The organism is Amycolatopsis rifamycinica, from assembly GCF_000695625.1.
GTDB classification, from domain to species: domain Bacteria; phylum Actinomycetota; class Actinomycetes; order Mycobacteriales; family Pseudonocardiaceae; genus Amycolatopsis; species Amycolatopsis rifamycinica.
This window is the reverse complement of the sequence record NZ_JMQI01000011.1, coordinates 41,531-58,232: the sequence shown is the minus strand read 5'-3', so window position 1 is coordinate 58,232 and position 16,702 is coordinate 41,531. Positions and strand designations below refer to the sequence as shown.

The following is a 16,702-nucleotide window of genomic DNA, read 5'->3' as shown; positions in this document are numbered from 1 at the left end:
TGGAGCCCGGCCCTTACGCGATTTCGCGCATGTCTTTGATACCGATTGCGCGAGTTAGGCCGAACGGGTTAACGGCGGCTCGCGGACCGGCTCAGTTCACGCAGGGGACGCCCTCGGCGGTGATCGGTTTGTCCGCGTCGGCGGCGGCCGGCGGAGGGGCGGCAGCCTGCGACGACGTCGCGCCCGCGGAGCCGGCGCCCGAGCTCGCGTCGCTGGTCGTGCCCTCGTAGTCGGCGCCGAGGAACACTGTCACGTGCCCGGCCTGGACGCTCTTGTCCTCTTGGATCGTCGGCGAGCCGCCCAGCGCGTCGGCGACGGCCTGGCCCTTGTCCTTGCCGCCCTTCGGCACCCAGATCACCGTGGTCTTGCGGGCGGTCGCGTTGGCCGTCTCGCCCGGGGTGAAGCCCTTGCCCTCGAGGGTCTTGGCGACGTTCGCCGCGAGACCGGTCCGGCCGGAGGCGTTGCGGACGTCGACCGTGGTCGCCTTGTTGGCGGGGTCGGCCTGCTGGGCCGGCGGGGCCGACTCGCCCGGCGGCGGCCCGGCGAGCCCCTGCACGAACTGCTTCACCGCGGCGGGGTCGACCTGGATGGCGACGCCGTCCTCGGGCGTCCGGTACTCGACGTTCTTCACCGGGATGGTGCGGAACTCGAGCTGGCCGCCGGTCAGGCCCTTCATCTGCTGGGCGAACCCGAAGATGTCCCAGTTCTGGTTGAGCACGACCGACTTCTTGATCGCCTCGATCAGGTCGTTGAGCTTGCCCGGGTTGGTCAGCGTGCCCGCCGAAAGCACTTTGCGCGCCATGCCGGCCATGAACACCTGCTGGCGGACGACGCGGTCGAGGTCGCCGTTCGGCAGGCCGTGGCGCTGCCGGACGAACTCGAGGGCCTCGACGCCGGAGATCGTGTGCTGGCCCTTGGTGAAGTTCGCACCGGAGTACTGGTCCTTGACGGTGTTGTTCAGGCAGACGTCGACGCCGCCGATGGCCTTGGTGATCTCGCTGAAGCCGAGGAGGTTCACCGCGGCGTAGTTGTCGATGGTCGACCCGGTGAGCTTCTCGACCGTCGCGATCAGCTCCTTCGCCCCGGCCTGGTTGGCCTTGACGTCGAGCTCCTTCGGGTCGGTGACGCCCTGTTTCTGCAGGTCCCTGCGGGCCTGCAGCATCGCCCGCGCGTACGCCGAGTTGATCTTGTGCTTGCCGTAGCCGCCGGGGATGTCGACGTAGGTGTCACGCGGCAGCGAGATCGCGACGGCCTTGCTGCCGTCGTTGGGGATGTGCACGAAGATCAGCGAGTCGGTGTTCAGCTCGCCGTCGGCTTCGCCGGCGCGCAGCTCGTCGAGCACCTCGCGCGGCAGCGGGTTGCCCTGGGCGTCGGTGCGGCTGTCGAGGCCGACCAGCAGGATGTCGCGGGCGCCGTCGGCGGGCTTGTCGCCACCGCCGCCGTCGCTGAGCACGTTCGTGTAGTTCAGCCCGTTGACCAGGCCCTGCATGGCCGCCCACGCGTACCCGGTCAGGCCCATCACCAGCAGCGAGACGACGGCCAGCGAGATCTTCGCGCCGCGGAAGGAGTGGCGGCGGGCGCGGGGGGCCGGGCCCGGCTGCGGACGGCGGGAGGGCGGCGGGCCCGCGCGGCGGGCGTCCGCCGGCTCGCGGCGGGGAGCGGGGCGGCGCGGCGGGGTGCCGCGCCGTGCGTCGTCCCGGCCTGGCTCGTCCGGCCAGGGCCGGGCGGGGCGGCGGCCGCCTTGCCCGTTCCGAGGCGGATGGTCCACGCGGGCGACTCCTCACTCCATCGATCGGGTGGTGCTCTGGGATGGGACGCATGGTGCCTGCCCCGGGTTGCCGTAGCGTTACACATCCCCCCGCGAATGTGTCATGCACCACCCAGTTTCCCGCATGTTCGACGGTTTCGCCTGGTCAGGACGTCGCATTCGCCGGTGTGCGCGCCGGCAGGAGAGTGCCCGCGGCGGCCAGCAGGGCAAACGCGGCCGTCACGGCGTGGAGCGTGACGCCGAGGAAGCCGGGCCGGTCGCCGTCGGCGGCGAACAGCAGCGACGGCGCGCAGGCGAGCGCCGTCGCCAGCCACGTGCCGGTCGCCGCGCCCGCGCCGATCCGGATCGTGTGCAGCAGGAAGACCCCGAGCAGCAGGTGCACCAGGCTCTGGATCGGGTCGAGCCGCAGGCCGAGCAGGTCGGCGTCGGCGGCGGCCCCGCCGAAGCGGGTCAGCGCGAAGCCGAACACGCCCAGCGTCGCGTAGCCGATCCCGAGCCCGGCCGCGGCCCGGGTGAGCACCGCCGTCCGCCGGCCGGGGTGGTCGGCCGCGCGCGGCTGCCGGACGCCGTGGGTGTGCCGTTCGAACCACCAGAAGACCAGCGTGGCGGGCACCGCGAGCAGCCCGACCGCGACCAGGGTGCGCGGGCGGATCAGCCAGCTGAGCCCGTCGGCGATCCGGCCGGGCAGGTACACGACGGCCACCAGCAGCAGCATCGCGGCGAGGAACGCCAGGTAGAGGCTCATCGGCGCGCGCAGGACGAACCGGCAGGCGCGGAGGACACCCGGCCGGTCGCCGAGCCGGGCGAGCGGGCGGGCCAGCAGCCCGAGCAGGCCCAGCTGGACCAGGCCGAGCAGCAGCACGCCCCACGGCGGGGCGGAGAACGCGGCGGGCGCGCCCGGGCTGCCGAGCAGGACGGGTGGCCCGTCCCGCAGGACGCTCATCCCGGCGAGGCCCGCGACCCCGGCCGCGGCGGCCGCGGCGAGCAGCCGCCGAGACGGGCGGACGCCGCCGGCGTGCGCGAAGGCGAGCTGCTGGGCGAGCAGGGCGATGGCGAACGTCGCCGCGTAGCGGGGCGAGGGCGAGCCGGACCAGCTAGCGGCGAGCTCCCCGGCGGCGACCAGGGCGAGCAGGCCGGCGGCCGTGCTCACCGGCGCCCGGCGGTGCAGGGCCAGCAACGGCGGCGCGCAGACGATCGTCAGCAGGTAGACGCCGAGCAGCCAGAGCGGGTGCAGCGCGATCCGCATCACCGTCGCCGTCGTCCCCGCCGGGCTGCCGAGCAGTTCGAGCGCGAGCGGCGTCAGCAGCGCGACGACCGCGAAGATCAGGGCCGGCCGCAGCAACGGACTCGCGCGTTCGGCCAGGTAGTGGCGGTAGCCGCCACCCGCCTCCTGCTCGGCGCGCCAGCCGGCCGCGTTGGCGTGGCCGCCGGCGAAGTAGATCAGCGGGGCGAGCTGGGCGAGCCAGGTGACCGGCCACAGCGCCGGCTCGGGGGCCCCGGCCCAGTGCGCGAGCGCCGTCACCGACTCGCCGAGCAGCAGCAGGACGACGCCGCCGGCCCCGAGCAGGGCCCACCGGCCGATCTCCGCGGGGGCGGCGACGGGCACGGGCGCCCGCGGCTCCCGGCGGGCCCGCAGCCAGCCGCGCAGCCGGAAGACCAGCAGGCAGCCGATCACCAGCACGCCGGCCACCATCGGGCCGATCGGGTCGCCGACCGGCGGGCCCCAGCGCTGGTGCCACGAGTTGACGACCAGCCCGGCCGAGTAGAAGGAGGCGACGGCCCGGCAGGTGAGCGCCGAGTTCATCGGGTTGAGGTCGCAGGCGTGGTGCATGTCGGAGGACAGCCGGGCGTCCAGGGCCTCCCGGACCTCCGGGCCGAGCGGGTGGCCCTTGCGGTCGGCGTACCGGAGCAGGTCGTAGCCGAGGTCGTGGGCCTTGCACGGCACGGCGTAGTCCCACTTCGTGTTGTCGTCGCCCCACGGGGTGGAGCAGCCGCCGTCGACGTGCACGGCGCGGACGGTGCCGTCGCGGGCCGGCATCGCGCCCGGGGTGACGCCGCTGAGCGCGGTGAAGTCCTTCGGCAGCCGGGCGAGCGCGTCGGGGTGCGGGCCGGGGTGGACCAGCGCCTCGATGGCGTTCTGCGCGGCAAGGACGTCACCGGTCGGCGGCCCCTGGTCCGGCGGGGACGGCGGGCGCGAGGCGATCAGCCCGAACGCGAAGACGACCAGCAGGACCAGCAGCAACCACCCGGACGTCGACCAGGGTCGGCGGGTGCGGGGCGGAGGGGGCGGTGCCGGCATGGGTTCCAGGGTGCCAGCCGCGCCGGACGACCGACATGGGGATAACCACAAGGTCGGGTGGAGGTTTCCCGCAGGCTGCCCGGACGGCTGCCCGTTCTTCCCTTCCGCGGCGGCGACGGCCCGGCGAGGGTGGGGGAAGGGGGACGGCGACCAGGAGGCAGCAGTGCGCTCGACCGAGCTCGCCGTGCCCGCGGAGAACACCGCGCGCGCCCTGCGCCGGCTCGCCCCCGGCGCCCGGTTGCGCGAGCCACGCACGCCGGAGCTGCGGGCGGTGGCCGGTGCGCTGCGCGACTGCGCGCCGCCGGAGCTCGCCCGGGCGCACCCCGGCCCGGTCGTCCGGGTGGTGCTGGACGCTCAGTTGCGGGCGCTGGACCGGGCGATGACGGGGTTCTTCGGCGTGGACGCGGGCGGCCCGGAGGCCACCCGCCTGGTCAGGGCCGCGCGGTTCGGCCGGGTCCGGCCGCTGCTCGACCGGCTGGCCACCGAGCCTGGCCTGCGGACGGCGGCGCTGGCCTGGGCGGAGGTGCTCGGGTATCGGATCCTGGCGGGGGAGCTGCGCGGGGTGCGCGCGGTGCCGGAGGAAGAGGACGGACGGCTGGCCGCGGAGCTGGCGGTGGCGGCGGTGCTGCCGCGGGCCGAGACCGGGACCGGCGGGCGCGAGGTGCTGCTGCCCTGGCCGGAGGACCACCGCTCGCCAGGCTCGCCGCCCGGGCCGGATGCCGGTGCGGGCGGCCGGCCCGGCCCGCCGCCGGGTCGCGATGGGAGTGGGCCGGCGTGGGGTGGGGCGGGCAGCTCGCCGCCGGGGCTCGAGACCGGCCCGCCGCCGGGGCTCGAGACTGGCCCGCCGCCGGACCCGGGCGGCCCGCACCCGCCGCGGCCCGGCGGCCCCGGCAGCCCCGGCGGCACCGCCTTCCTCCACGTGCGCTCGGTCCGCCTCACCGACCACGGCTTCCACGTCGACGTGCACGCCGATCCCCCCGTCGAGCTCCTCCGCGACGGCGACGGCCTCACCCTCCGCGCCCTGTGGTGGACCGGCCTCGGCCGGGTCGCCGACGATCTCGGGCACGAGTACCTGCTGCTGGCCAAGGACCACGCCGGCACCGGGACCGTCCGGCACTGGTGCCACCCCCGGCCCGCGCCCGGCGCGCGCGTGCTGCGGCTCGAGTCCGCCGGTTACCGGGGTGAGCGGGTGCGGCTGGAGCCCGCCGCCGCCGGGACCTCGGCCGAGGTGCTCGTCAAGCTCGAACTCACCGTTCGGCTGGGGGCGTGAGCGTGTCCGGGGCGAAGCAGACCTGGTCGCGGCCGTTCTCCTTCGCCAGGTAGACCGCCGCGTCGGCGGACTGCAGCAGCCGCTCGAGGGTGTCGCCGTGGCGGGGGTGGCGGGCGACGCCGATCGACGTCGTGCGGTCGGCGATCGTGGCCGGGTCGCCGCGCTTGTCCGTGGTCACTATGTGTAGTTTGGCGATGGCGATCCGGATGCGCTCGGCGGCGTCCCAGGTCGCCTGTTCGTCGATGTCCGGCAGCAGAACGAGGAATTCCTCACCGCCGAAACGGCCGACCAAGTCGCTCGGTCTGGTCGCTTCGTCCAGCGTTTGCGCAACGGTGCGCAGCACGTCGTCGCCCGCCGGATGTCCATAGGTGTCGTTAATCCACTTGAAGTGGTCCAGATCGACCATCAGCAGCGCCAGTTGATCACCCGATCGAGCAGTCCGTTCGAGCGCCCGCTCGGCCGACTCCGACCAGCCGCGCATGTTGAGAATGCCCGTTTTCGGGTCCGTCCGGACGTCGTTCTGGAGCTGGTCGAGTTCCGCGAGGCGATTGAAGACCACGGTGACCACGGCCATCACCGCCACCATCGGCGGGACGGCGGCGAGCAGGATCGCGGTCACCGCGCCGAGGCCGATGGTGATCGCTTCGAGCATGTTGTCGGCCGGGCTGCCCAGCACGTTACGAACCGTGCGCCCGGCGGGGGATCCGAGCAGCAGGACCCCGCCCACGTACGCGATCTGGATCGCTTCGTAGATGGCCCCAGTGACGACGATGGTGCCGAACTCGCGGAGGAAGTCGCCCCAGCCCGGCCGGCCGAGCGAGTGCGGGCCGAGCGCGGTGTAGGTGAGGTGGGCGAGCGCGCCGGCGAGGCCGTGGGTGATGGACGAGAAAATGAAGTTGTGGGCGGGCCGCCGCGCGATGAACCAGTGTTGCAGCCGGATCACGGCGATGACGAAAAGGGTCAGCGGTACCGGCAGTATCATCGCCGCGGAAAACGTCCATACGGCGGTGAGGTCGATCAGCACCGTTTTGGTCCGGTCGCGCCGCCGCTCTTCCTGGCGCTGGGTCAGTTGAATGTGGACGGTGGCGCCAGCCGCCAGTATCGCGAAATTGATCCAGTCGTTTCCGGACGGAATCGGCGAACGGGTGAACGAGACGGCCAGAACCGCGATCGCGACGGCTTCGGCCCCCAGCATGAACGCGACCTGCACCGGCCGGCGGCGCCAGAGCGCCCAGTTGCGCGGCCAGTACGCGTGGCGGACCCGGGGACCACCGGTCGTGGTCGCGGGCGTACCAGTGGTCACGCCCGGATCCGCCGCGCCGTGGTTGCGGGACGCGGCCGCCCGCGCGGGTGGCGAGGCGCCCGGTTCGCCCGGCGCCGCCGGGTCCCCGTCCGGTCCTGGATGCAATTGGTCACCTCCTTTCCAGCCTAGTGCCGCTCTTGAGTAATCTCATCGGTACCTGGCAGAGTGTTCACGCATTCCGTAGCCGGGTACCATCCCACAGCAACGGATCGGTCGCGGTCCCGGAGTAACTGCCGGGAACGCGGCGCAAAAGGTTCTGCGAGACTCTCCCCGCATGGAGGTGGCCCCCATGAGCAACCGCGACTTCTGAACCACCCTCGAATTGTCACCCGTGACGTCCGCGAATGCCATTCATGATCTTGGCCGTACCCGGAGGTGGCACCGGGCGCCTCATGACGGCCAGTGCCGCGGTTCCGTTCCGCCCACCCGGCGCCAGGCGAACGCCACCGGCACGGCCAGCAGCAGTCCCACCGCGCCCGCCAGCGCGATGGTCGTGTACGCGGAACCGACCGCCTGCGCGACCAGCCCGCCCACACCCACACCCACGCCCTGCGCGACCCGCAGCCCGGTCCGGTACAGGCCACCCGCACTGCCCCGGATGTCGTTCGGCACCCACGTGATGAACGTGGCCGACACCGTGATGACGTACGCGCCCGTGGCGCCGGCCAGCGCGAGCAGGACCAGCGCGAGCACCAGGTTCGGCCGCAGCGCGAACGCCGCCAGCGCGGCCAGCGGCAGCGCGGCCAGCACGCCGAGCAGCTTGCGGCGGTGCTCCGTCGTGACGAACCGCGACAGCAGGAACGTCCCGGCGACGAAGCCCAGCGGGTCGGCGGCCAGCAGCCAGCCGACCGCCTGGTCGCCCACGCCCAGCTGGGCGGCGAGCGGCGCCGCGAGGCCCTCCGGGATCACCGCCAGTCCGACGAGCCAGGACAGGTAGAGCAGCACCCGCAGCCGTTCGTCGCCGAAAACCTGCCGGACGGCGCCGAACCACGGGGCGCCGCCGTCGCCCGCGGCGGGCCGGCGCAGCACCAGCAGCCGCACGGCGACGGCGGCCACCAGGAACGTCAGCGCGTCGATCGCCAGAGCCCACGACGTCCCGATGGTGGTCACCAGCAGCCCGCCGGCGGCCAGGCCGGCCAGCATCGCCGTGTTGTTCGTGATCCCGCGCAGGTCCTGGCTCTGCAGGTAGACGTCGTCGTCGGCGAAGACCTCGCGGCCGAGCGCGTTCTGCGCCGCGTTGCCCGGCGCGTTCGCCAGCCGGGCGAGGACGAACAGCGCGAACAGCCAGCCCATCGGCATCCCGGGCAGGGCCATCAGCCCGATCAGGACGGCCTGCGCGAACGAGCCGGTCACCAGCACCGCGCGGCGGGGGAACCGGTCGGCGAGCTGGGCCAGCCCGAGCCCGCCGGCGAGCGCGGGCAGGAACGTCAGGGAGTAGACGACGGCCGACAGCAGCGGCGACCCGGTGCGGTCGAAGGTGAGGATGGCCAGCGCGACGATGGTCAGCTGGTCACCCAGCATCGACTGCGTCTCGGCGAACCACAGCGCGCGGAACTCGTGGTTGGCCAGAACGGCCCGGAGCCGGGGCGTCGCGCGCGTCGTCACCTCGTCACCACCGTGCCCCGATCGAGTGAACATGGACCGTCCGCATTGTGCCTCTCCGGTGACGACCCCAGCCGGGGGAGTCACGGACGACCACCGGAAAGCACCCTCAGTATGCCGCCGGTTACGCCGCGATGTCCCCGGAACGGCCGCCGGTCACCCCCTCGTGACCGGCCCGGAGTACCTCCGGACTGATCGAACCGGGCTCGCTCGGCGCAGGGCGGCGGCCGCTCGTCGTCGCGCCGATGCCGCGTTGGACCGAATGGGCCAAGACTGGACAGTGAGCCGGCCGGGGTGGGCGGACCGCGCGCCGCCGGCGCCGCAGATCGGGGAGAAGCGATGGACGGGTTGATGCAGGGCAAGGCGGTCGTGGTCACCGGCGCCGGCCGCGGCCTGGGCGAGGCGTTCGCGGTGCACATCGCGCGCGAGGGCGGGGCGGTGGTGGTCAACGACGTCGACGCCGAGCTGGCCGAGCGGACGGCGGAGAACATCCGGGCGCACGGCGGCCGTGCCGTCGCGAGCGGGCACAGCGTGGCCGAGGCGGGCGAGGCGCAGGAGATCGTCGACCTCTGCGTCAAGGAGTTCGGCGGGATCGACGGGCTGGTCAACAACGCGGGGCTGAACTACGAGGCACTGCCCTGGGAGGACGACGCCGAGCAGGCGCGGGAGCTCGTCGCGGTCAACGTGCTCGGCGTGGTGAACACCGGCCTGGCCGCGATCAAGGCGATGGTCGGCGCGGGCACCGGCGGCTCGATCGTCAACATCTCCTCGGGCGCCTCGCTCGGGCAGCGCAAGCTCGGCGTGTACGCGGCGAGCAAGGGCGCGGTCGCGTCCCTGACCTACTCCTGGGCCCTCGACCTCGAGGACGCCGGGATCCGCGTCAACGCCGTCTGCCCGCTCGCGCACACGCGGATGGTGTGGAAGTCGGAACGCTCCCTGCGCGCCTGCCCGCCGGACCGCACGCCGTCGCGGATCGCGCCGGTGGTGCTGTTCCTGCTCGGCGACGGCTCGCACGGCATCACCGGCCAGATGATCCGGTGCAACGGCCCGCAGCTGCACATCATGGGCCAGCCGTTCCTCAAGCAGCCGATCCTCGAGCGCCCGGTGTGGGACACCGAAACCGTGCAGAAGGCGTTCGACGAGGTGTTCTCCGCCCACCTGGAGAACTACGGCCTGGAGAAGCGCGTCCCGCCACGGCTGCGCAAGTGGACGGAGACCACCTCGCCCCGCACCGCCTAAGCGCCCGCCGCGGGCTCGCGGGCCGCCGCGTAGAGGGCCTCGATGTCGGTCGAGTAGCGGTCGTTGATGACCCGGCGCTTGAGCTTGAGCGTCGGGGTCAGCTCGCCGGATTCGGGCGTCCACGTCTTCGGCAGGACGTGGTAGCGCTTGATCTGCTCGATCCGCGCCAGCCTGCTGTTGGCCGACTCGACCGCGCGCTCCAGTTCGGCCCGCACGGCCGGGTGCGAAGCCAGCTCGTCCGGAGCGGCCTCGACGCCGTTCGCCGCGGCCCAGCCGGGGGCGATCTCGTCGTCGAGCACGATCAGCGCCGTCACGTAGGGGCGGTCGTCGCCGATCGCCACGGCCTGGCCGATCAGCGGGTGCTCCTTGAGCAGGCCCTCGATGCGGGTCGGCGCGATGTTCTTGCCGCTCGAGGTGATGATCAGTTCCTTCTTGCGGTCGGTGATCGTCACGAAGCCGTCTTCGTCGATCGTGCCGATGTCGCCGGTCGCGTACCAGCCGTCGGCGTCGGTGGCGTCCTTGATCGTCCCGTCCTCCTGGAGGTACCCGAGGAACACGATCGGGCCGCGCACCAGCAGCTCGCCGTCCTCGGCGACCTTCACCTCGACGCCGTCGAGCGGTTTGCCGACGGTGCCCGCGCGGAAGTCCGAGCCGGAGTTGGACGTCGCCGCGCCCGTCGTCTCGGACAGGCCCCAGACCTCGCAGATCTCGATGCCGAGCCCGGCCAGGAAGTAGATGATCTCCACCGGCAGGGCGGCCGCGCCGCTGGAGGCGACGAGCACCTTGTCGAGCCCGAGGAGCGCGCGGATCGGGGCGAGCGCGGCTTCGTCGGTCTGCCGGATCTTCTCCGCCAGTTCCTCGGGCACCGGCTTTCCGGCGCTGCGCAGCTTGTAGCCCTGCTGCAGCAGCTCGTTCGCCTGCAGCAGCGCGGTGCGCTTGTCCTCCGGCACGCCGCCGAGCATGTTCTTGAGCCCGGCGACCATCTTCTCCCACACGCGCGGGACGCCGAAGAAGCTCTGCGGGTGCACCTTGCCGAGCGCGCCGACGACCCCCGCCGGGTCGGCGAGGGTGTGCACGTGCCCCGCCCAGACGATCGGCAGGTAGATCGACAGCTGCCGCTCGGCGATGTGCGCCAGCGGCAGGTACGCGATGTTCGTCGCGTGCATCGGCGGGTGGTGCAGCTCGGTGACCGCGTACGCCTGGTGGATCGCGTTGCGGTGCGAAAGCACGACGCCCTTCGGGTCACCGGTGGTGCCGGAGGTGTAGATCATGGACAGCGGGTCGTCCGGCTTGATCTCCCGCCACGACCGCTCGAACGCCTCCGGATCCGCGGCAAGCGCTTCCCGGCCCCGGGCCCGCAGATCGGCGAAGGAGAGGAAGCGGTCGTCGCCGTCGGGGATCGCGGTTTCGTCCAGCACGACGATGTGCCGCAGCGCCGGGAGGTCTTCGAGCACCGGCCGCCAGCGCGCCAGCTCGCTCTCCCCGCCGAGCACCACGACCGGCGCCGCGCTGTGCCGCGCGACGAACCGGATCTGGTCCGGGCTGAGGGTGGCGTAGGCGGTGCAGGGGATCGCGGACAGGTGCGTCGCGGCCAGGTCGGCGACGATGTGGTCCGGGCAGCCGGGTGCCATGATCAGCATGCGGTCGCGCGGGGCGAGCCCGAGCCCGGCGAGCCCGCGGGAGACCTCGGCGATCGCCGTGCGGAACTGTCCCCACGTCAGCGTCGGCTGTCCTTCGATGTCGAGCGAGGTGATCGCCGGCAGGTCCGGGTATTCGACCGCGTTGCGGTGCAGCAGCCGCGGGATCGTCTGGCCTTTGGTCTGCTCGGCGACGGACGGGGTGGTCAACGCTGGCCTCCTCGGTGCTCCGGATGGCCACACTGTAGGGGCTCCCGGCGCGGGGGGATAGAGAATCGCGGCCACGTCAGGCGGCACCGTCGAACCGGACAAAGCGGTCAGGTCCCCACGACTGTCCACTGTGTATACGGGCGTCGGCGCGCGAACCGCGCTTCAATGGGGGGACCACGTACTCCAGGGGGAATCGATGACGCGGTCGGCTCGTGAACTGCTCGGGAAGATCCAGGCCGGACTCGCGCCGCGCGACGGCGACAACCGGCTCGTGCCGCTGATCACCGCCGGCCGGGCGCCGCGCGCGGTGTTCGCCGCGCTCGCCGCCGAGGAGAAGCTGATCACCCTCAGCGACTGGCGCAGTTTCCACGAGCTGGCCGCCCGGGCCGGCGAACCGAACGCGCGCGCCTTCTTCGGCGGGCTCGCGCCGGGCGAGCAGCAGGCGAACGGGATGCTGGACGCGCTGCTCGCCGCGACTGGTCCGGACCACGGCGAGGAGCTGCCGCGCGCGGGCTGCCAGGTGTACCCGGCGTACGTCGCCTGGCTTGCGCTGAACGGCGAGCCGGCGGCGACCGCGGCGGGGATCTTCGCCAATTTCGCCGCCTTCGGCCGGTACTGCCGGGACGTCGCCGCCGGCATGCGCGAGCACTACGGGTTCACCGACGAGCAGTGCGCGTTCTTCGACTTCTTCGCCGCGGACGTCCCGGAAATAGAGGAACAAGCGCTCGCCGCGATCCAGGCCGGTCTCGACGCGCACCGGCTCGACGAAGGCGAAGCGCATCGCTGTGCGCGGCTGTTCCAGAGCTACGAACTGCTCTTCTGGAACACCTTGGCCGACGAGTTCCCGGGCTGAGGTGCCCGCCGGCCGCCGCGGAACCGGTACCGGGGCCCGCGCAGCGTGATCGGCCGACCGCGGTTGCGGATTGCCGGGAATTCCGCGGCCCTTTCCGGGGAATCCGTGGCTGCGCTCGCGAATCCTGATCCATTCCGCTTTCCCGCGGCTGTCCACTCCGGACGAACGTGGTCTTCGGGAGGGCGCGCGCGGATCCGTGATGTTCGTCACCGAACGATTCGATGCTGTCGTACGTAGAGGGTGCCGGCCGGACGCGCGGCGGGTCCGGGAGCGCTTCCCCCTGCTCACTTCCGTACAGGGGACGAAAGTCGGCCTGCGACGAAGGTCACGACTTACGGTGGTGGACTTTCCAAGCGCAGGCAGCGAGTGTGGACGGGTCACCGATCCAAGATCACGTTCTCGCCACGGACTTGACGCGCCCTGGAGGGCTGCCTAACGTCGTCGCGGGCGAAGCAGACCACGGTGATGTTGATCCGGCTGGTCGGAATCCGGGTGTTGACCGCCTCGGGCGACCCGAAACCATGTACTGCCGGAAGGAAAACGGACCCAGGTGAAGCAGATTTCTCTTCGACGCAACCGGGGATCCTCGATTCGGAAGCGCGTGCTCACGATCGCGCTCATCCCCAGTGTGGCCCTGCTGCTGGTCGGGGTGGCCCTCGCGGGCTACCTCATCTACGACGCGGTCACCGCTCGTGATTACACCAGCCGGATCCGGAACTCGGAAGCCCCCGCGATCCCCTTCTTCGCCGCGCTGCAGCAGGAGCGCCAGGCGACCCTGAGCCTGCTGGCCGGGCAGAGCAACCAGCGGGCCGTGCTCGCGGCCGTCCGTCCGAAGACGGACGCGACCGCCGCCAAGGAGATCGAGAACCTCCGCGAGAACTTCGCGGACTACGACGACACCCCGCCGAGCGTGCAGAAGAACATCGCCACGTTCTTCGGGCTCTTCCAGCAGCTGCCGCAGACGCGCCAGGCGGTCGACAGCGGCCAGCTGCAGATCGGCCAGGCGTTCGCCTACTACAACAAGCTGTTCGACCAGTTCACCGACGGCGTCGCCGGGCTCGCGCAGAAAGCGCGCGGCGCGCAGAACGCCTACGACCGGCTGACCGCCATCCCGCTGTTCACCGCGGCCGACGCGATGCAGCGCAGTGACGCGCTCGCCGCCGCCGGGCTGGCCGCGGGCGGTCTGTCGAACGACGACTTCCGCGCCTACGTCGGCCAGGTCGGCGCCTACCACGCCCAGCTCGACGCGTCGGCGCCGAAGATGATCCCCGAGGTCAAGGCGAAGTACGACCAGCTGCTGGCCAGCCAGCCGTGGCAGGCCGTGACCCAGGTCGAGACCGCGTTCCTGCGCGGTGACCTCTCGAAGCTGCCGGTGCCGCAGGACCAGTGGCGAGCCGCGGCCCGCCAGGTCGGCGACGCGCTGATGGGCATCTTCATCCTGCAGAGCTCGAACGCCAGCCAGGCCGCGATCAACGACGCGGACTCGACGTTCACCGAGTCCCTGATCGCCGGTGTGGTCGCGGTCCTGTTCGCGGTCTTCGTGGTCTTCGTCGCCGTCCGGCTGTCGAACCGGCTCATCGGCCGGCTGCACCGGCTGCGCGAGGACACCCTCGACGCGGCCGAGGTCCGGCTGCCCGAACTGGTCGCCCGGGTCCAGGCGGGCGAGCCCGTCGACCTCGAAGAGGGTGGTCACTTCCTCGACCACGGCACCGACGAGATCGGCCAGGTCGCCGACGCCTTCAACAAGGCGCAGCAGACCGCCATCGCGGCCGCCATCGAGGAGGCGAAGACCAAGGAGGGCACCAAGACGGTGTTCCTCAACATCGCCCACCGCAGCCAGGTCATCGTGCACCGCCAGCTCAAGGTGCTCGACCAGGCCGAGCGCAAGCAGGAGGACCCGGACCAGCTGGACACGCTGTTCCAGCTCGACCACCTCTCCACCCGCGCCCGCCGCAACGCGGAGAACCTGATCATCCTCGGCGGCGGGCAGCCGGGCCGTCAGTGGCGCAACCCGGTCGGGCTGGCCGAGCTGGTCCGCGGCGCGTCCGCCGAGACCGAGGACTTCGCCCGGGTCAAGACGGCCGTGCTGCCGCAGATCGCCATCCGCGGCCCGGTCGTCGGCGACCTCGTGCACCTGCTCGCCGAGCTCATCGACAACGCGACGGCGTTCTCGCCGCCGCAGTCGCGGGTCGAGATCCGCGGCAACGTGGTCGGCAAGGGTGTCGTGATCGAGGTCGAGGACCAGGGTCTCGGGCTCGAGCCGGACCAGACCGAAGAGATCAACGCGATGCTGGCCGACCCGCCGGACTTCGGGATCATGGCGCTGTCGGACGAGCCGCGCCTCGGCCTGTTCGTGGTCGCGCGGCTGGCCGCGCGGCACGGCATCCAGGTGCACCTGCGGGAGTCGGCCTACGGCGGCACCCGGGCCATCGTGCTGGTGCGCACCGACCTGCTGGCCCCGCTCGCGGACCTCGAGCCGGAGCAGCCGATCACCCCGCCGAAGCCGGAGCTGGTCCCGAACCCGGCCGAGCCGGAGACCGCGGCCAACGACGAGGTCGCGCCGCTCAAGCGGCCGGTCCGCCGCCCGGCCCGGCACCGCACCGAGCCGCCGGTTTCGCCCGTGACGGCCCCCGCCGCCGTGACCCCGCCGCCGGCACCCGTGCCGCCCGCGGCCGTCCCGCCGGTCACCGTCCCGCCGCCGGTCCCGGAGCGCACGCCGTCCGCGCCGACGCCGGTCCCGGTCGGCTCCGTGCCGGAGCCGGTGAGCCAGCCGACCCAGGCCCAGCCGGTGGCCGCGGTCCGCCCGCCCGCCCCGCCGAACCGGACCTCGCGCCCGGCGCGGCCGGCCGCGCAGCAGCCGGTGTGGCCGCCGCAGGAGCCGCGGGCCGCGGCGACGCCCGAGAGCCGCCCGCAGCAGCCGCGCCGCCCGGAGGCCCCGGGCCGCCCGCCGCTGCCCCAACGGCGACGCCAGCAGAACCTCGTGCCCCAGCTGCGGGAAGATAAGCCCGCACAGGAACGCGAAGAGGTCCGGCTGGACTCGCCGGAAGTCGCCCGCAGCAGGCTGTCCGCCTTCCAGCAAGGCACCCGGCGGGCCCGTGACGAAGAGTTTCCCGAGAACGACGACAGGTACGGAGAGCGCGAGTAATGGTCAACTCAGGCGCCCACGAGCTCGACTGGCTGCTGGACGACCTCGTCAAGCGGGTCGCCGGGGCGGACCGGGCGGTGGTGCTGTCCTCGGACGGCCTGCTCATCGGGAGGTCGGGCAACCTCTCGGAGGAGGACGCCGAACACCTGTCCGCGGTGGCTTCGGCGTTCCAGAGCCTGGCCCGCGGCACCGGGCGGCACTTCGGCGGCGGCAACGTCCGCCAGACGATGGTCGAGATGGACCACGCGTTCCTGTTCGTGACGGCGGCCGGGCGAGGCGCCTGCCTCGCCCTGCTGGCCCGTGAAGACGCGGACATGGGGCTGGTCGCGTACGAGATGAACCTGATGGTGAAGCGGGTCGGGCAGGTGCTCACCTCCGCCCCGCGGACCGCCGGCGCGCAGCCCACCGCGCCATGAGCGCACGGCACGAAGCCTGGTTCGACGACGAGGCCGGCCCGCTGGTCCGGTCCTACGCGGTCACCGGTGGCCGCACCCGGTCGGACACGCTCGGGCTCGACCTCATCACGCTGGTGGTCGCGCTGCGCACCGCGCACGAAGCAGGAATGCTCGAACCGGAGTACGCGCGCATCATCGCCTTGTGCCAGCGGCCGGTCTCGGTGGCCGAGGTGGCCGCCCGGGTCGATCTCCCGCTGCCCGTGGTGAAGGTGATGCTCAGCGACCTCATCGAGCAGAACCTGGTGCTGTTCCGTACCGCGGCACCGGTCCAGGAAACTCCCAACCGACACGTATTGCAGGCGGTTCTTGATGGCATCCGGAAACTCTGACCCCCGGCGGAACCTGACCGCGACCGCGGTCAAGGTACTCATCGCCGGCGGGTTCGGGGTCGGCAAGACCACGATGGTCGGTTCGGTGAGCGAAGTGCCGCCACTGCGGACCGAGGAGGTCATCACCACCGCGTCCGAGGGGGTCGACGACCTCTCCGGTGTCGAGCAGAAGACCACCACGACGGTCGCGCTCGACTTCGGCCGCATCACGATCAACCCGGACCTGATCCTCTACCTGTTCGGCACGCCGGGGCAGGACCGGTTCTGGTTCATGTGGGACGAGCTGGCGGAGGGCGCGCTCGGCGCCGTCGTGCTGGCGGACACCCGGCGGCTCGACAGCTGCTTCGCCGCGGTGGACTTTTTCGAGCGCCGCAACCTGCCGTTCGTCGTCGGCGTCAACTGCTTCGACGGCGCGTACCGCTACGGCACGGAGGAGGTCCGGCAGGCGCTCGACGTCGGCATGGACGTCCCGCTGCTGCTGTGCGACGCCCGCGAGCGCGAGTCGACCAAGCAGGTGTTGACCAGTCTGATGGAACACGTGATGGCGCGGTCCGACCTCGCGGCCGCCCAGGGCGGCTACTAGCCGGACCGC

The 16,702-nt window shown here is 72.5% G+C and carries 12 protein-coding genes; 7 read left to right on the top strand and 5 right to left on the bottom strand.

The genetic code is table 11. The annotated features are described in order from the left end of the window. Positions 1-91 precede the first annotated feature (91 nt). Both DV20_RS04890 and DV20_RS04885 read right to left on the bottom strand, forming a co-directional pair. Positions 92-1,768: an LCP family protein gene (locus tag DV20_RS04890; protein ID WP_043776707.1), complete on the bottom strand. Its 1,677-nt coding sequence runs from the start codon at positions 1,766-1,768 to the stop codon at positions 92-94. 145 nt (positions 1,769-1,913) lie between these two features. Then, positions 1,914-4,067, bottom strand: coding sequence for a phospholipase A2 (locus DV20_RS04885; RefSeq protein ID WP_043776706.1), 2,154 nt, complete (start codon positions 4,065-4,067; stop codon positions 1,914-1,916). A gap of 163 nt (positions 4,068-4,230) precedes the next feature. On the opposite strand from DV20_RS04885, the gene DV20_RS04880 reads away from it, so the two are divergent. Beyond that, a complete protein-coding gene (locus tag DV20_RS04880) occupies positions 4,231-5,337 on the top strand; it encodes a hypothetical protein (RefSeq protein ID WP_043776705.1) in 1,107 nt (368 codons plus the stop codon). On the opposite strand, the gene DV20_RS04875 is transcribed toward DV20_RS04880, so the two are convergent. Further along, on the bottom strand, positions 5,315-6,745 hold the full coding sequence (locus tag DV20_RS04875; RefSeq protein WP_043776704.1) for a GGDEF domain-containing protein: 1,431 nt from the start codon (positions 6,743-6,745) through the stop codon (positions 5,315-5,317). The genes DV20_RS04880 and DV20_RS04875 overlap by 23 nt on opposite strands. Before the next feature lie 285 nt (positions 6,746-7,030). Further along, positions 7,031-8,278, bottom strand: coding sequence for an MFS transporter (locus DV20_RS04870; protein WP_043776702.1), 1,248 nt, complete (start codon positions 8,276-8,278; stop codon positions 7,031-7,033). Between the two features lie 303 nt (positions 8,279-8,581). On the opposite strand from DV20_RS04870, the gene DV20_RS04865 reads away from it, so the two are divergent. Next, the gene (locus DV20_RS04865) at positions 8,582-9,481 is read left to right on the top strand and encodes an SDR family NAD(P)-dependent oxidoreductase (RefSeq protein WP_043776700.1); all 900 of its coding nucleotides are present in this window, start codon (positions 8,582-8,584) and stop codon (positions 9,479-9,481) included. Here the strand turns inward: DV20_RS04865 and DV20_RS04860 are convergent. After that, a complete protein-coding gene (locus DV20_RS04860; protein WP_043776698.1) occupies positions 9,478-11,328 on the bottom strand; it encodes an AMP-dependent synthetase/ligase in 1,851 nt (616 codons plus the stop codon). The genes DV20_RS04865 and DV20_RS04860 overlap by 4 nt on opposite strands. A gap of 196 nt (positions 11,329-11,524) precedes the next feature. Between DV20_RS04860 and DV20_RS04855 the strand changes: the two genes are divergently transcribed. The 5 genes from DV20_RS04855 (at position 11,525) to DV20_RS04835 (ending at position 16,693) form a co-directional block, all read left to right on the top strand. Then, positions 11,525-12,181 (top strand): hypothetical protein, encoded by a 657-nt coding sequence (locus DV20_RS04855; RefSeq protein WP_043776696.1) that lies wholly within the window; start codon positions 11,525-11,527, stop codon positions 12,179-12,181. A 601-nt stretch (positions 12,182-12,782) separates the two neighbouring features. Next, the gene (locus DV20_RS04850) at positions 12,783-15,326 is read left to right on the top strand and encodes a sensor histidine kinase (RefSeq protein ID WP_043776695.1); all 2,544 of its coding nucleotides are present in this window, start codon (positions 12,783-12,785) and stop codon (positions 15,324-15,326) included. Beyond that, positions 15,326-15,742: a roadblock/LC7 domain-containing protein gene (locus DV20_RS04845; protein ID WP_043776694.1), complete on the top strand. Its 417-nt coding sequence runs from the start codon at positions 15,326-15,328 to the stop codon at positions 15,740-15,742. The genes DV20_RS04850 and DV20_RS04845 overlap by 1 nt, the downstream gene beginning before the upstream one ends. Further along, a complete protein-coding gene (locus DV20_RS04840; RefSeq protein ID WP_004561733.1) occupies positions 15,739-16,110 on the top strand; it encodes a DUF742 domain-containing protein in 372 nt (123 codons plus the stop codon). Before DV20_RS04845 ends, DV20_RS04840 begins: the two co-directional genes overlap by 4 nt. Next, positions 16,091-16,693 carry a GTP-binding protein gene (locus tag DV20_RS04835; RefSeq protein WP_004561734.1) on the top strand — a complete coding sequence of 201 codons (603 nt, stop codon included), beginning with the start codon at positions 16,091-16,093 and terminating at the stop codon, positions 16,691-16,693. Before DV20_RS04840 ends, DV20_RS04835 begins: the two co-directional genes overlap by 20 nt. Positions 16,694-16,702 lie beyond the last annotated feature (9 nt).

What these genes read in the sequence shown, in the direction of transcription:
- DV20_RS04855 (WP_043776696.1), top strand. Translation starts at nt 11,525, where the DNA reads ATGACGCGGTCGGCTCGTGAACTGCTCGGGAAGATCCAGGCCGGACTC.
- DV20_RS04845 (WP_043776694.1), top strand. Translation starts at nt 15,326, where the DNA reads ATGGTCAACTCAGGCGCCCACGAGCTCGACTGGCTGCTGGACGACCTC.
- DV20_RS04865 (WP_043776700.1), top strand. Translation starts at nt 8,582, where the DNA reads ATGGACGGGTTGATGCAGGGCAAGGCGGTCGTGGTCACCGGCGCCGGC.
- DV20_RS04885 (WP_043776706.1), bottom strand. Translation starts at nt 4,067, where the DNA reads ATGCCGGCACCGCCCCCTCCGCCCCGCACCCGCCGACCCTGGTCGACG.
- DV20_RS04835 (WP_004561734.1), top strand. Translation starts at nt 16,091, where the DNA reads ATGGCATCCGGAAACTCTGACCCCCGGCGGAACCTGACCGCGACCGCG.
- DV20_RS04840 (WP_004561733.1), top strand. Translation starts at nt 15,739, where the DNA reads ATGAGCGCACGGCACGAAGCCTGGTTCGACGACGAGGCCGGCCCGCTG.
- DV20_RS04870 (WP_043776702.1), bottom strand. Translation starts at nt 8,278, where the DNA reads ATGTTCACTCGATCGGGGCACGGTGGTGACGAGGTGACGACGCGCGCG.